At 61.8% G+C, this 12,637-nt stretch carries 15 protein-coding genes; 12 read left to right on the top strand and 3 right to left on the bottom strand.

Annotated elements, in window-relative coordinates:
* Window positions 1-108: 108 nt before the first annotated feature.
* The 3 genes from AF337_RS27405 (at window position 109) to AF337_RS27415 (ending at window position 2,490) form a co-directional block, all read left to right on the top strand.
* Entirely contained in the window at window positions 109-696 is a 588-nt protein-coding gene (locus AF337_RS27405; protein WP_049734605.1) for a 5-formyltetrahydrofolate cyclo-ligase, read from the top strand.
* Window positions 697-699: 3 nt separating this feature from the next.
* Window positions 700-1,524 (top strand): TIGR00282 family metallophosphoesterase, encoded by an 825-nt coding sequence (locus tag AF337_RS27410; protein ID WP_049734606.1) that lies wholly within the window; start codon window positions 700-702, stop codon window positions 1,522-1,524.
* Window positions 1,525-1,644: 120 nt separating this feature from the next.
* Complete coding sequence (locus tag AF337_RS27415) at window positions 1,645-2,490, top strand: MBL fold metallo-hydrolase (RefSeq protein ID WP_049734607.1); 846 nt, start codon at window positions 1,645-1,647, stop codon at window positions 2,488-2,490.
* Between the two features lie 33 nt (window positions 2,491-2,523).
* Here AF337_RS27415 and AF337_RS27420 read toward each other — a convergent pair whose 3' ends face one another.
* Entirely contained in the window at window positions 2,524-3,027 is a 504-nt protein-coding gene (locus tag AF337_RS27420; protein ID WP_049734608.1) for a pyridoxamine 5'-phosphate oxidase family protein, read from the bottom strand.
* 136 nt (window positions 3,028-3,163) lie between these two features.
* Here AF337_RS27420 and AF337_RS27425 point away from each other — a divergent pair, with 136 nt between their 5' ends.
* The gene (locus tag AF337_RS27425) at window positions 3,164-3,598 is read left to right on the top strand and encodes a DUF6636 domain-containing protein (RefSeq protein WP_049734609.1); all 435 of its coding nucleotides are present in this window, start codon (window positions 3,164-3,166) and stop codon (window positions 3,596-3,598) included.
* A gap of 116 nt (window positions 3,599-3,714) precedes the next feature.
* A complete protein-coding gene (locus AF337_RS27430) occupies window positions 3,715-4,461 on the top strand; it encodes a YebC/PmpR family DNA-binding transcriptional regulator (RefSeq protein WP_049734610.1) in 747 nt (248 codons plus the stop codon).
* Window positions 4,462-4,537: 76 nt separating this feature from the next.
* On the opposite strand, the gene AF337_RS27435 is transcribed toward AF337_RS27430, so the two are convergent.
* Together AF337_RS27435 and AF337_RS27440 are read right to left on the bottom strand one after the other, a co-directional pair.
* Window positions 4,538-5,539, bottom strand: a complete 1,002-nt coding sequence (locus AF337_RS27435; RefSeq protein ID WP_049734611.1) for an LLM class flavin-dependent oxidoreductase — start codon at window positions 5,537-5,539, stop codon at window positions 4,538-4,540.
* Between the two features lie 128 nt (window positions 5,540-5,667).
* Window positions 5,668-7,983 (bottom strand): methyl-accepting chemotaxis protein, encoded by a 2,316-nt coding sequence (locus tag AF337_RS27440; protein WP_049734612.1) that lies wholly within the window; start codon window positions 7,981-7,983, stop codon window positions 5,668-5,670.
* Window positions 7,984-8,226: 243 nt separating this feature from the next.
* Between AF337_RS27440 and ruvC the strand changes: the two genes are divergently transcribed.
* The 7 genes from ruvC (at window position 8,227) to AF337_RS27475 (ending at window position 12,631) form a co-directional block, all read left to right on the top strand.
* Window positions 8,227-8,736 (top strand): crossover junction endodeoxyribonuclease RuvC, encoded by a 510-nt coding sequence (gene ruvC, locus AF337_RS27445; RefSeq protein WP_049734613.1) that lies wholly within the window; start codon window positions 8,227-8,229, stop codon window positions 8,734-8,736.
* A 57-nt stretch (window positions 8,737-8,793) separates the two neighbouring features.
* Window positions 8,794-9,045 carry an AbrB/MazE/SpoVT family DNA-binding domain-containing protein gene (locus tag AF337_RS27450; protein WP_049734614.1) on the top strand — a complete coding sequence of 84 codons (252 nt, stop codon included), beginning with the start codon at window positions 8,794-8,796 and terminating at the stop codon, window positions 9,043-9,045.
* Window positions 9,045-9,458: a type II toxin-antitoxin system VapC family toxin gene (locus AF337_RS27455; protein ID WP_049734615.1), complete on the top strand. Its 414-nt coding sequence runs from the start codon at window positions 9,045-9,047 to the stop codon at window positions 9,456-9,458. Before AF337_RS27450 ends, AF337_RS27455 begins: the two co-directional genes overlap by 1 nt.
* A gap of 13 nt (window positions 9,459-9,471) precedes the next feature.
* Window positions 9,472-10,086 (top strand): Holliday junction branch migration protein RuvA, encoded by a 615-nt coding sequence (ruvA, locus tag AF337_RS27460; RefSeq protein WP_049734616.1) that lies wholly within the window; start codon window positions 9,472-9,474, stop codon window positions 10,084-10,086.
* An 82-nt stretch (window positions 10,087-10,168) separates the two neighbouring features.
* Window positions 10,169-11,209 (top strand): Holliday junction branch migration DNA helicase RuvB, encoded by a 1,041-nt coding sequence (ruvB, locus tag AF337_RS27465; protein WP_049734617.1) that lies wholly within the window; start codon window positions 10,169-10,171, stop codon window positions 11,207-11,209.
* Window positions 11,210-12,112, top strand: a complete 903-nt coding sequence (locus tag AF337_RS27470; RefSeq protein WP_049734618.1) for a metallophosphoesterase — start codon at window positions 11,210-11,212, stop codon at window positions 12,110-12,112.
* A 6-nt stretch (window positions 12,113-12,118) separates the two neighbouring features.
* Entirely contained in the window at window positions 12,119-12,631 is a 513-nt protein-coding gene (locus AF337_RS27475; protein ID WP_049734619.1) for an NUDIX hydrolase, read from the top strand.
* The last annotated feature ends 6 nt before the right edge of the window (window positions 12,632-12,637 follow it).

The following is a 12,637-nucleotide window of genomic DNA, read 5'->3' on the forward strand; positions in this document are numbered from 1 at the left end:
CGCATCCCCGGCAAGACGTGAAACGGGCGCAGCGCTGTCGCATCCGGCATTTGCATCGAGCACCCAGCCGTCTATGCTCGCTTGAACCTTTCCTATCCGGCGGATCGAATGACCGTGAAAGAACTGAAAACGCAGCTGCGCAACGAACGACTGTCGGCGCGCGACGCCCTTTGCCCTGAGAAGCGTGCTTCCAAAAGCCTTGCAATGGCCGATCATGCCGGCGAGGCGGTTGGTTTTGCGCTGGGAACGATTGTCTCCGGCTTCCTGCCGATCCGTTCGGAAGCCGATCTCAGGCCGCTGATGGCACGCTTTGCCCTGCGCGGTGCGCGGCTCTGCGTGCCGGCGATCCTCGACCGGCAGACCATCGTCTTTCGCGAACTGGCAGAGGGTGCACCGCTTGTCGATACCGGTTTCGGCACGGTCGGCCCTGGCGACGATGCCGCCATTCTTGATCCGGAAATCATGCTGGTGCCGCTTTCAGCCTTCGATGCCCGCGGCCACCGCATCGGCTACGGCGCCGGCCATTACGACCGCGCCATCAGCCGGCTGAGGCAAAAAGGCCTGCATCCGAAGCTGATCGGCATTGCATTCGACTGCCAGGAAGTGGCACATGTGCCGGACGAGCCGCATGACATAAGCCTGGATGCCATCCTGACAGAAAGCGGCCTTCGCTTTTTTGCCTCTTGGATTGGATAGGGAATGCGGCTGCTTTTTCTGGGTGACATGGTCGGCAAGACGGGACGCACGGCGGTTTGGGACCGCCTTCCCGGCCTGATCTCCGACCTCAAGCTCGATTTCGTCGTTGTCAACGGCGAGAATGCCGCCGGCGGCTTCGGCATCACCGAGGACATCTTTCTGGAAACGATCAATGCCGGCGCCGATGTGGTGACGACGGGCAATCACGTCTGGGACCAGAAGGAAGCCGTGGCTTTTGCCGGGCGGCACGATCAATTCCTGCGACCGGCCAACTATCCGCAAGGCACGCCCGGCCGCGGCTCCGGACTGTTCTATGCCAGGAACGGCGCACGCGTGCTCGTCGCCAATGTCATGGGCCGGGTCTTCATGCATCCGGAACTCGACGATCCCTTCAAATCGGCGGAGATGATCCTCGACGCCTGCCCGCTGAAGGAGCAGGCCGATGCGATCATCTTCGATTTTCACGCGGAAGCGACCAGCGAGAAGCAGTGCTTCGGCCATTTCGTCGACGGCCGCGCCAGTTTCGTCGTCGGCACCCACACGCATGTGCCGACGGCCGACGCGCAGATCCTGAACGGCGGCACCGCCTATATGTCCGATGCCGGCATGTGCGGCGATTACGACTCCTCCCTCGGCATGGATAAGGAAGAGCCGCTCAACCGCTTCATCTCCAAGATGCCGAAGGGCCGCATGGAAGCGGCGAGCGGCCCGGCGACGATCTGCGGCGTCGGTGTGGAAATTTCGGACAGCACAGGCCTGGCCGAAAAGATCGCGCCGCTCCGGCTCGGACCGCGGCTGGCCGAGACGGTGCCGGAGTTCTGGCGCTAGTCTACCCGGTGCAAGGCGCGCCCAACACGCAATCGTGAGCATCCCTGGTCTGGACCGCTGCGACCTCATGCCGCATCCTCCCGCCGCCAATTCAAAGTGGTAGAGCGCCGGAGGGCTGGCATGAAGCCGCAATACCTCGTCCTCGCTATCGCATGCCTTGCGTCCTTCGCCGCGGCAAGTCCTGCCGGAGCGCAGGAACAGCGAACGCCCGTCAGCCAGTGCCAGGCGATCGCTGAGACTATCCCGAAGGTAACCTTCGCCAACTTTTCCCGCGCCGCGCCGCTGACGCCGGCCGTTTCCGAGGGCGAAGAGGTCAAATTGACCTTCCTCGGCCATTCCACCTTCGAGATCGACACTCCCGGCGGCATCGTCATCGCGACAGACTATAACGGCTGGTACAGGCCGGCGACGATGCCCGATGTCGTGACCATGAACAAGGCGCACCCGACCCACTACACGCTGACGCCCGATCCCGAGATCAAGCATGTGCTGCATGGATGGAGCGACGTTCCAGGCGAAAAGGCCGATGTCGATCTCGTCGTCGGCGATGCCTATATCCGCAATGTGCCTACGGATATCCGCTTCAGCTACGGCCTCGGCGGCTCGCAGGAGAACGGCAATTCGATCTTCATTTTCGAAATTGCCGGCCTCTGCATCGGCCATCTCGGCCACCTGCACTACGAATTGACGGATGCCCACTATAGCGAGATCGGCCGCCTCGACGTCGTCATGGTTCCGGTCGATGGCGGCCTGACGATGGGCGCCGACAGCATGAGCCGTGTCATCAAGCGGCTGCGCTCGTCGTTGATTTTGCCGATGCACCGGCGCGGCCCGCCGGTCGAAGCCTTCGTCTCGATGTTCGGCAAGGATTTCGACGTCGCCAATGCGCCTGATGACAGTATCACCGTCTCCATGCGCACGCTGCCGAAGAAGCCCCTGATCTATGTGCTGAAGGGTGTGCAGTAGAAGGCCCGGCAGTCTGCTCCGGGCCGTGACGCGTCAGGCGAACTGCAGATGGCGCTTGATGCCGACGTCAGGCAACTTGTCGTCATCGAGATTGGCCTTGGCGATCTCCCAGCCGAATTTCAGCGTGTTGCCTGTGGAAACCCAAATCTCGGCATCGTCGACATGGAGGGAAAGCATGGTGAGCTTCGGATCCTTCTTGCCGCCGTCATACCAGGCCGCGACGATCGAACTCCAATACTCCTCGATCTTGGCGGGGTCGGGACGCACGTCGATCATGCCGGAAAGGCAGGCGTGATAGTCGTGATCCTTGCCGATGACGCAGAAATGCGCGCGGCTGCCGGGCTTGATGGCGCGCACGATGTCGGCATCGGCCTTGGTGTAGAACCAGATCGTGTTGGTGGTGGGATCGGCATGCGGCGCCATCGGCTGCATGTGCATATCCAGCCCGGAAATTCCGAGCATGCCGGCATGGACAGCGTTGACCTGATCCCAGAGCTGACGTGCTGGCTGTTCCTGCGCATCGCTGAGACTTGCCATGACCGTTCCTTTCCGTTGGATGGAGTTCTTGAAACGTCATCCCCTCGCCTTTGTTCCCCGCAGAGGCAGCGGGACGACGCCGCCTTTTCAGCGTGCGGGAATATGCGATAGTGCGCCTGAACGAGAAAAGATCACCATGCGAACAAAACATTCGATCCTGGTTTTGATTTTTTGCGCAGCTTTTGCGCCAACAGTCATTGCGGCAGAAAAGACCTTCAAGCCCGACGAGAACGGCCAAGTCGTCTTCGTCACCCCCACAAGGAATATCGGCTGTGTCTATACGCCAAAGGGCGGCGTCGAAATGTATGTTCCCGAAGACGGCGGTCCGGAGCTTGCCTGCGAACGCAAAGAGCCGCTCTACGTCCGCCTCATCCTGTCGGCAAGCGGCAAGGCCTTTATCTTCGAGATGGAAGGCGATACCGCCTGCTGCAGCGATGACCATATTCTCGACTATGGCGATAGCTGGACGGGTGGGCCCTATTCCTGCACCTCCGGCACGGAGGGGCTGCGTTGCCGACGCCGGGACGGACATGGTTTCTTGGCCAGCCGCAAGCGATTGACGGTTGACTGAGACGGGCGGCGGGCCTGCGCATCGTGCGGCAAATCCACCGCTTTTTCCTTGAACGGGTGCCGTTTCGCTCTTATAAGGCGGCCCATTCCGAACAATGAGACGTGAACAGGGGTGCCATGGCTGGCCATTCACAGTTTAAAAACATCATGCACCGCAAGGGCCGTCAGGATGCCGTGCGGTCGAAAATGTTCTCCAAGCTTGCGCGCGAAATCACCGTAGCCGCCAAGGCCGGCCTGCCCGACCCGATGATGAACGCCCGTCTTCGCCTGGCAATCCAGAACGCCAAGGCCCAGTCCATGCCGAAGGACAATATCGACCGCGCCATCAAGAAGGCAGCCGGCGCCGACGGCGAAAACTACGATGAAGTCCGCTATGAGGGTTACGGCCCCGGCGGCACGGCGATCATCGTCGAAGCCCTGACAGACAACCGCAACCGCACCGCCTCCAACGTCCGCTCGATCTTCACCAAGGCCGGCGGAGCGCTTGGCGAAACCGGTTCGGTCTCCTTCTCCTTCGACCATGTCGGCGAAATCACCTATAAGCTTTCCGTCGGCGATGCCGACAAGATGATGGAAGCGGCAATCGAAGCCGGCGCCGACGATGTCGAGACCGACGAGGAAGGCCACTACATCACCTGCGGTTTCGAAGCCCTCGGCGAAGTGGCGAAAGCGCTGGAAGCAAGCCTCGGCGAAGCCGAAACCGTCAAGGCCGTCTGGCGCGCCCAGAACAACGTGCCGGTGGACGAAGAAAAGGCCCAGTCGCTGATGAAACTCATCGACAGCCTGGAAGACGATGACGACGTGCAGAACGTCTATTCCAACTTCGAGGTCTCGGAAGAAGTGCTGGCCAAGCTCTCGGCCTGATTCTCCTCAATCGATCGCCCATGGAAAACCCGGCCGTGACGCCGGGTTTTTTGTGCCGAGCTGCGCCTTTGCGGATCTATGCGGCGGCGCGCATGAAGCTTCCCAAGCCCGCAAAGAGTTCGACCGATCTCAGCCGCGTCTCGATATCATGGATAGGCATCGAGATGATCACCTCGTCGGCCTGCGTTTCCTTGAGAAACTCCGTCAGTTTCGCCTCCGCCGTCTTCGGCGATCCGACCACGGCATAACGCAGCGTATGCTCGACGTTCATCTTCTCCATCGGCGACCAGAAATTTTCCATATCGGCCACCGGGCGTGGGAACGGGCCGCGGACATTGCGGCGCAGGTTGACGAATTGCTGCTCGGCGGAGGTGAAATGGTAGCGTGCCTCCTCGTCCGTATCGGCCACCGCGCCCATGACGCCGACCATCACATAGGGCTTGTCGAGCGTCGCCGAGGGCTGGAAGCGGTCACGGTAGATCGCGATCGCATCGAGCAGCATGTCGGGCGCGAAATGCGAGGCGAAGGCATAGGGAAGCCCGAGCATGGCGGCAAGCTGGGCGCTGTAGAGGCTGGAACCGAGCAGCCAGATCGGAATATGCGAACCGTTGCCGGGAACGGCGAGGATCGCCTGGTTCTCGACCGGCGTGCCGAGCAACTGCTGCAGTTCGACCACGTCGTTCGGAAAGCTGTTGGCGCCGGCCTCGAGGTTGCGCCGCAGTGCCTGTGCCGTGCGCATGTCCGTCCCCGGCGCACGTCCGAGGCCGAGATCGACGCGGCCGGGGAAAAGCGCCTCCAAGGTGCCGAACTGCTCGGCGATGACGAGCGGCGAATGATTGGGCAGCATGATGCCGCCGGAGCCGATGCGGATGCTTTTCGTCGCCGCCCCGACATGACCGATGACGACTGATGTGGCCGCACTGGCGATCCCCGGCATGCCGTGATGCTCGGCGAGCCAGAAGCGCTTGTAACCGAATTCCTCGGCCTTGCGCGCCATCCGCGCAGAGCTCTCGAGAGACTGGCTAACGGTGCTGCCGTCGGCAATGGGGGAAAGGTCGAGTATGGAGAAGGGAACCATGGGAAACCTGCCGGGCAAGTGAAAGATGCAGCCTATGTAGGTTCGCCCCCGCGCCATTCCAAACCATGTGCGCAATCAAAAGGGCCGCGCGAGCGCGACCCTTTTGATTGCAATACTGGAACCGATGTCTACCGGTGACGGCGCAGCACATGCACCTCGGCGCTCGGCGTGTGGTGGTCAGGCGGCAACGTGAAATTGCCGAGCTGGCGGTCCATTTCCAGGGCTTCCGTCGCCAGCCTGTGGATCGCCGCCGTCGTCTCCTCGACCATCGAGGCATTCTGCTGCGTCATTGCGTCGAGCTCGGCGACGGCGCTGTTGATCTCCCGCAATGTATTGGCTTCCTCGCGCGTCGCACCCATGATGTCGTTGATCTGTGCGTTGATCGCCTCGACACGGGCACCGATGCCGGTCAGCGCAACGCCCGCTTTTTCCACAAGCGACACGCCGCTTTCGACCTCATGCGTCGATTTCTGCAGCAGGCTGGAGATCTCCTTGGCCGCGCTCGACGAGCGCTGGGCGAGTTCGCGCACTTCCATGGCGACAACGGCGAAGCCCTTGCCCGATTCACCGGCACGCGCCGCCTCGACGCCGGCATTGAGCGCCAGGAGGTTGGTCTGGAAGGCGATATCGTCGATGACCGAGATGATCGTGTTGATCTGGCGCGAGGAGGTCTGGATGGCCTCCATCGCTGCGATCGTCTCGCGCATGATCTCGCCGGAGCCGGTCGTCTCCTTCTTGGCGTCGCGGGCGATACGCTCGGCCTGTTCGGCCCGCTCGATCTGTTGGCGGACGGACTGGGTGATGGCGCTGATCGCATTCGCCGTCTCGGTGATCGAGCCGGCCTGGCGCTCGGTGCGGCCGGCAAGCTCGTCGGCGCCGGTGCGCATCTCCTCGGAGCCGGCACGCACCGCCATCGAGTTGCCGCCGATGGCCGTCATGGTTTCGCTGAGAGTCGCCAGCGCTTCGTTGAAATTGATGCGCAGGCTTTCGAGCTCGTTCGGGAAGCGCCGATCGATCTGATAGGCGAGATCGCCGCTCGCCAGATGATGCAGGCCTTCATCGATCGCCTCGACCACCTGCTGCAGCGTCTTCGCCTCGGCCTCGCGCTCAGCCAGATTCTGCTGGCGGTCGCGATCGGCCTGCAGGCGTGTCTCTTCGCTGGCGACCTCGAGTTCGCGGCTTTCGATCAGCGACTGCCGGAAACGGGCGAGCGCATTCGCCATCGTGCCGATCTCGTCCTTGCGGTTCAGGCTGCCGATCTCGCTATCGAGCTTGCCGTCGGCAACGTCGCGGGTGACGCCGGCAAGCCGCGCAAGCGGCGAAAACAGGAAATTGGTGACGAGGCCGGTCGCCACCGCCATGACGACGAGCACGCCGATGCCGATCATCGTCAGCAGCGTGGCGATCTCGATCGAGCCAGCATTGAGCTCGCTCAAGAGCACGCTTTCGACGACGAGAAAGCGGTCACCGCGGTAGTCGATGCCGCGGACATAGGCGCGGGCCGGCCCGTCCGTCCTGTCGAAATCGGCCACCGACATCGCCGAACTGGCAAGCGCGTCCTTGATGAAGGTGAATGGGGTCGCATCGAGCGTCGCAAGCTTGCCGCTCGGGTCGAGACCGATAGCGGAACCATCGCCGGAGACGATCGCCGCCCGCGCCGTGCTGTCCTGGACAATGCCCTTACCAAGGATGCTGGTGACGATGTCGTCGCGCACCTTGAAGAGGAAGATGCCCTTGGCCGCCCCGAGCTTGACGATAGGCACGGCATAGAAGATCGCCGATTTGCCGCTTGCGGCATCGACGCGAAGGCCGGAAAAGCCCGTCGGTGCGGCATCATCGGTCGCCTTGGCGGTATTCTCGATCGCCTTGGCGAAGGCGATGCCGGCGCCGGTTGCCTTCCAGGCGTCCGACTTCAGGTTTTCGGCGAAGTCGTCCTGCTTCTTGTAGGAATAAAGCACGGTGCCGTCGAGATCGGCGATCAACAGATCGCTGAAGGCGGTATCCTCAAGATCGCGGGCGACCTCGCCCTGCGTCTTCTCATGGTTCGAATAATAAAAGCCGCTCGGCCCTTCCGGCTTCATCAGCTTCTCGCGCTGATCGGCCGGGTTGGGATTGGCCGTGATGAAAACCTTCTTCAACTCGGCGCGGGCATCGCCGGAGGTTTTCTCGATGGTCTTCCAGCCGCTCTTCAGGCTGGTGATCGACATCTGCAGCGCTTCGATGCGTGCGATGGAATTTGCCTGGTTTTCAAGCTGCGTTAGCTGGTCCTGCAGCATGTCGCCGCGAAAGATCAGCACGCTCTCCTTGGCCTTCAGCGCCTGCTCGTCGGAGATCCGGCTGCTGGCGAAATAGGCAAGCACGTCGATCACGGCAATCGACAGCACGGTCAGCAGAATGAATGTGGCAATGACCTTGAAGGACAGGGACTGAAATCTCTGAGCCATGTACGACGAACCCCCTCTGACACACCTGCCGGCGTGGGCACGCAGCGCATGCCTGATCGACTGATCTTTGAACAGAACATCGGGGGGCTTATCTCCTTGCGACACGAGACCCCCTTCGTATTTGACACTAGAATTCAAGCATCTGTTTTAATTCGCGGTAAATGGAGCGTCTTAAATCCGAGAATGTTTTTGTTTTGTTCACATATCGATGGCAGTTATTTCGCAGTCGTTCTAGGTTGAACCATGCAAAATACGATTCGCATCATCGGCATCGATCCCGGCCTTCGCCGCACCGGCTGGGGAATTATCGACACGCTGGGCAATTCCCTGCGATTTGTCGCCTCCGGCACCGTGACCTCCGATGGAGACATGGACCTCGCCTCTCGCCTCTGCCAGTTGCATGACGGCCTGGCGGAGGTCGTCCATGCTTACAAGCCGGATGAAGCCGCTGTCGAACAGACCTTCGTCAACAAGGATGCGGTGGCGACCCTCAAGCTCGGCCAGGCCCGCGGGATCGCCATGCTGGTGCCGGCGCGCGCCGGGCTGCACGTCTCAGAATACGCCCCGAATGCCGTGAAGAAGGCCGTCATCGGCGTCGGCCACGGCGAAAAACGTCAGATTCACATGATGCTGAAGATCCTGATGCCGAAGGTCGAATTCAAGGGCGACGACGCCGCCGACGCGCTGGCGATCGCCATCTGCCATGCGCATAATCGCGGCAGCAACCGGATGCGGCAGGCATTGGCCGACTAATCTGTTCTTGACTTGTTCCGGAGGTAAGGATAATTCTTACTTTGAAGGAGCAACAAGATGCGCGTCACCTCCAAAGGCCAGGTCACCATTCCTCGCGATCTCAGGGAGCTTGCCGGCATCGAGACCAACAGCGAGGTCATCTTCTCGATCGAGGGCGGCAAGCTCGTCCTCTCGCCGAAGAATGGCAAGCAGGAGATCGAGGATCGAGGTCGGCTGGACCGCTTCCTGCAAACGATCCGCCGTCTCGAAGGAACCGGTGATCAGGCGATCGATGCCGAAGACCTCATGTCGATGACCCGTGATCGCTGATGGCGACGCTTGTCGATACAAACATACTCGTCGATCTGGCTGTGGCCGGTTCGGACTGGCACTGTTGGTCGCGTCGGAAAATGCTCGACGTCTTCAGAGATGGGCCGGTCCTCATAAATCCGATCATCTATTCCGAATTTTCCGTTCGCTACGACGATATGGATGAAGTTGAGCAACTGCTTCCGCAGGATGAATTCCGCCGCGAGAACCTACCCTGGCCGGCAGCTTTTGCCGCGGCTCAAGCCTTCCGGCTGTACCGTCGCGCCGGCGGAGGACGCGAACGGATATTGTCCGACTTCCTCATCGGCGCCCATGCGGCGATCAGGGGCTATAAAATTTTGACCCGCGATCCCAGTGGATACAGGTCTTATTTCCCCTCCGTGGAACTTATCACGCCCGAAACGCACCCTTGAGAGACCGCGCCCCATGATCGGCAAGCTGAAAGGCACCATAGACGAGATCGGCGAAGACTATGTGCTCGTCGATGTGCACGGCGTCTGCTACGTCGCCCATTGCTCGGCCCGCACCCTGTCCAAGCTCGGCTCAGCCGGCGAGGCCTGCGTGCTGTTCATCGAGACCTATGTGCGCGAGGACCAGTTGAAGCTCTTCGGCTTCATGACCGCATTGGAGCGGGAATGGTTCAACCTGCTGCAGAGCGTCCAGGGGGTGGGCGCCAAGGTGGCGCTTGCCGTGCTCTCGACGTTGACGCCGGGCGAACTCGCCAATGCGATCGCCCTGCAGGACCGCGCCGCCGTCTCCCGCGCGCCGGGCGTCGGCCCGAAAGTGGCAATGCGCCTCGTCACCGAGCTCAAGAACCGGGCGCCGGCCTATGCCGGGGAAGCGATCAACATCGCCCTCAAGCAGGAACTCGGCGAAGGGGTCGCGGCCGCACCCGTTGCCGACGCGGTTTCCGCGCTGACCAACCTCGGCTACAGCAGAGACCAGGCGGCGAATGCCGTTGCCGCGGCGATGAAGGTGGCCGGCGATGGCGCCGACAGCGCCAAGCTGATCAGACTGGGATTGAAGGAATTGGCGCGGTGAAGGCCGGAAAACCGATGATTGGATGTCGAGGCAGCCGATTTTTGGTGTATTGCTGTGACAGGTTTCAAAACGGAATGAGAGCATGAGCGAACCCGCCCGCCTGATATCGCCGGAAAAGCGGGGCGAAGATCTAGACATCACGTTGCGCCCGCAATCGCTGGACGAATTCACCGGCCAGGCGGAAGCGCGCGCCAATCTGAAAGTCTTCATCGAGGCGGCGAAGAATCGCGGCGAGGCGCTAGACCATGTGCTCTTCGTCGGCCCACCCGGCCTCGGCAAGACGACGCTGGCGCAAATCATGGCGAAGGAGCTCGGCGTCAATTTCCGCTCGACGTCCGGTCCGGTGATTGCCAAGGCCGGCGATCTCGCCGCCCTGCTCACCAATCTCGAAGAGCGCGACGTTCTCTTCATCGACGAGATTCATCGCCTCAATCCCGCCGTTGAAGAAATCCTCTATCCGGCCATGGAAGATTTCCAGCTCGACCTGATCATCGGCGAAGGCCCTGCCGCCCGCTCGGTGAAAATCGATCTGTCGAAATTCACCCTCGTGGCGGCGACCACCCGTCTCGGCCTGCTGACGACGCCGCTGCGCGACCGCTTCGGCATCCCGGTGCGCCTGAGCTTCTATACGGTCGAGGAGCTGGAGCTGATCGTGCGCCGCGGCGCGCGGCTGATGAACCTGCCGATAACCGAAGAGGGCGCCCGCGAGATCGCAAGACGCGCCCGCGGCACGCCGCGCATCGCCGGCCGGTTGCTGCGGCGCGTGCGCGACTTCGCCGAGGTGGCAAGGGCCGAGGCCGTCACCCGCGAGATCGCCGACGAGGCGCTGACCCGCTTGCTCGTCGACAATGTCGGCTTCGACCAGCTCGACAAACGTTACCTCAACATGATCGCCGTCAATTTCGGCGGCGGGCCGGTCGGTATCGAAACCATCGCCGCCGGCCTTTCCGAGCCGCGCGACGCGATCGAGGACATCATTGAGCCTTATATGATCCAGCAGGGTTTCATTCAGCGCACGCCGCGCGGCCGTGTTCTGACCGCAATCGCGTGGAAACATCTCGGAATGCAACCGCCCAAGGAATTGGAGGCTGCGCAGTTCCGGCTGTTCCAGGAGGACAACTGAGTGATCACCCGCCGCGGATTTTTCAAGGTTCTTGGCGGCGGTATCGCAGGTGTCATGTCGCTGGGTGGCTACGCCTTCGCCTATGAGCCGCTGGCACGGCTCGGCATCGCCCGCTACCGGCTGACGCCGCCGGGATGGACGCCTAGACTGAAGCTCCGCATCGTCGCGCTCGCCGATCTTCATGCCTGCGAACCCTGGATGTCGGCAAGTCGCATTACCGCGATCTGTCACAGGGCCAACGAACTCGAAGGCGATATCACCGTCCTGCTCGGCGACGACGCCGCCGGCATGAACATGGTGACCCAATACGTGCATTCGAGCCAATGGTCGAAGGCACTCGCCACCCTGCAGGCCCCTCTCGGCGTCCATGCGATCATGGGCAACCACGATTGGTGGGAAGACAAGACCGCCCAGAAGAACGGCGGCATGGAAACGTTCGGGCACCGGGCGCTCGCCGACGTCGGCATCCCGGTCTATGGCAACCGCGCCGTCCGGCTCGAAAAGGACGGTCGCGGCTTCTGGCTGGCAGGCCTCGAAGATCAGCTGGCACTGCTACCCGGCCGGAAATGGGGCCGCACACATATGCTCGGTCTCGACGATCTCGATGGAACGCTGGCTGAGGTGACCGACGATGCGCCCGTCATTCTGCTCGCCCATGAACCCGATATTTTTCCGCGCGTGCCCGAGCGGGTCTCGCTGACGCTGTCGGGCCACACCCATGGCGGACAGATCCGTTTCCTCGGCCATTCGCCAATCGTCCCCTCGCGTTACGGCAATCGCTACGCCTATGGCCATATTGTCGAGGAGGGGCGTAATATCATCGTCTCCGGCGGTCTCGGCTGCTCCATTGCGCCGGTGCGCTTCGGCGTGCCGCCGGAAATCGTCGTGATCGATCTCGGATAAAATGCCATGAGCAAGCGCACACTCATCCGCCTGACTGCGGGCGCTGAGCGTTTCAATTATCGCATCGCCGGCCTCGGTTTCCGCGATGGCCACGTTCTTGTTCATCGCGCCGTGCATGAACCCTTCTGGACCTTTCCGGGCGGCAGGGCGGAAATCGGCGAGACGTCGGAGGAAACGCTGAAACGGGAAATGGTGGAAGAACTCGGCGTCGACGTTACCGTCTCCCGCCTGCTCTGGATCGTCGAGAACTTTTTCCGCTACGAAGAGCGCGACTGGCATGAGCTGGGCTTCTATTATCTGATGCACATCCCGCCGGAATTCCCCTTCCGGCCGCACGAAATCATCCATCGCGTCGAAGACGGCGACAACCATCTCGAATTCAAATGGGTGCTTGCGACGCGCCAGGCCCTGACCGCGCTCGACATCCCGCCCTATTTCATCGCTGATGAAATCGAGAACCTGCCCGCAGCGCCCCGTCATCTCGTCTGGCGCGACGGCAATCTCGATGACGAGGACTGACGCAAA

Source organism: Rhizobium ecuadorense, from assembly GCF_001187535.1.
Lineage (GTDB): Bacteria > Pseudomonadota > Alphaproteobacteria > Rhizobiales > Rhizobiaceae > Rhizobium > Rhizobium ecuadorense.

What these genes read in the sequence shown, in the direction of transcription:
- AF337_RS27405 (WP_049734605.1), top strand. Translation starts at nt 109, where the DNA reads ATGACCGTGAAAGAACTGAAAACGCAGCTGCGCAACGAACGACTGTCG.
- AF337_RS27410 (WP_049734606.1), top strand. Translation starts at nt 700, where the DNA reads ATGCGGCTGCTTTTTCTGGGTGACATGGTCGGCAAGACGGGACGCACG.
- AF337_RS27415 (WP_049734607.1), top strand. Translation starts at nt 1,645, where the DNA reads ATGAAGCCGCAATACCTCGTCCTCGCTATCGCATGCCTTGCGTCCTTC.
- AF337_RS27420 (WP_049734608.1), bottom strand. Translation starts at nt 3,027, where the DNA reads ATGGCAAGTCTCAGCGATGCGCAGGAACAGCCAGCACGTCAGCTCTGG.
- AF337_RS27425 (WP_049734609.1), top strand. Translation starts at nt 3,164, where the DNA reads ATGCGAACAAAACATTCGATCCTGGTTTTGATTTTTTGCGCAGCTTTT.
- AF337_RS27430 (WP_049734610.1), top strand. Translation starts at nt 3,715, where the DNA reads ATGGCTGGCCATTCACAGTTTAAAAACATCATGCACCGCAAGGGCCGT.
- AF337_RS27435 (WP_049734611.1), bottom strand. Translation starts at nt 5,539, where the DNA reads ATGGTTCCCTTCTCCATACTCGACCTTTCCCCCATTGCCGACGGCAGC.
- AF337_RS27440 (WP_049734612.1), bottom strand. Translation starts at nt 7,983, where the DNA reads ATGGCTCAGAGATTTCAGTCCCTGTCCTTCAAGGTCATTGCCACATTC.
- ruvC (WP_049734613.1), top strand. Translation starts at nt 8,227, where the DNA reads ATGCAAAATACGATTCGCATCATCGGCATCGATCCCGGCCTTCGCCGC.
- AF337_RS27450 (WP_049734614.1), top strand. Translation starts at nt 8,794, where the DNA reads ATGCGCGTCACCTCCAAAGGCCAGGTCACCATTCCTCGCGATCTCAGG.
- AF337_RS27455 (WP_049734615.1), top strand. Translation starts at nt 9,045, where the DNA reads ATGGCGACGCTTGTCGATACAAACATACTCGTCGATCTGGCTGTGGCC.
- ruvA (WP_049734616.1), top strand. Translation starts at nt 9,472, where the DNA reads ATGATCGGCAAGCTGAAAGGCACCATAGACGAGATCGGCGAAGACTAT.
- ruvB (WP_049734617.1), top strand. Translation starts at nt 10,169, where the DNA reads ATGAGCGAACCCGCCCGCCTGATATCGCCGGAAAAGCGGGGCGAAGAT.
- AF337_RS27475 (WP_049734619.1), top strand. Translation starts at nt 12,119, where the DNA reads ATGAGCAAGCGCACACTCATCCGCCTGACTGCGGGCGCTGAGCGTTTC.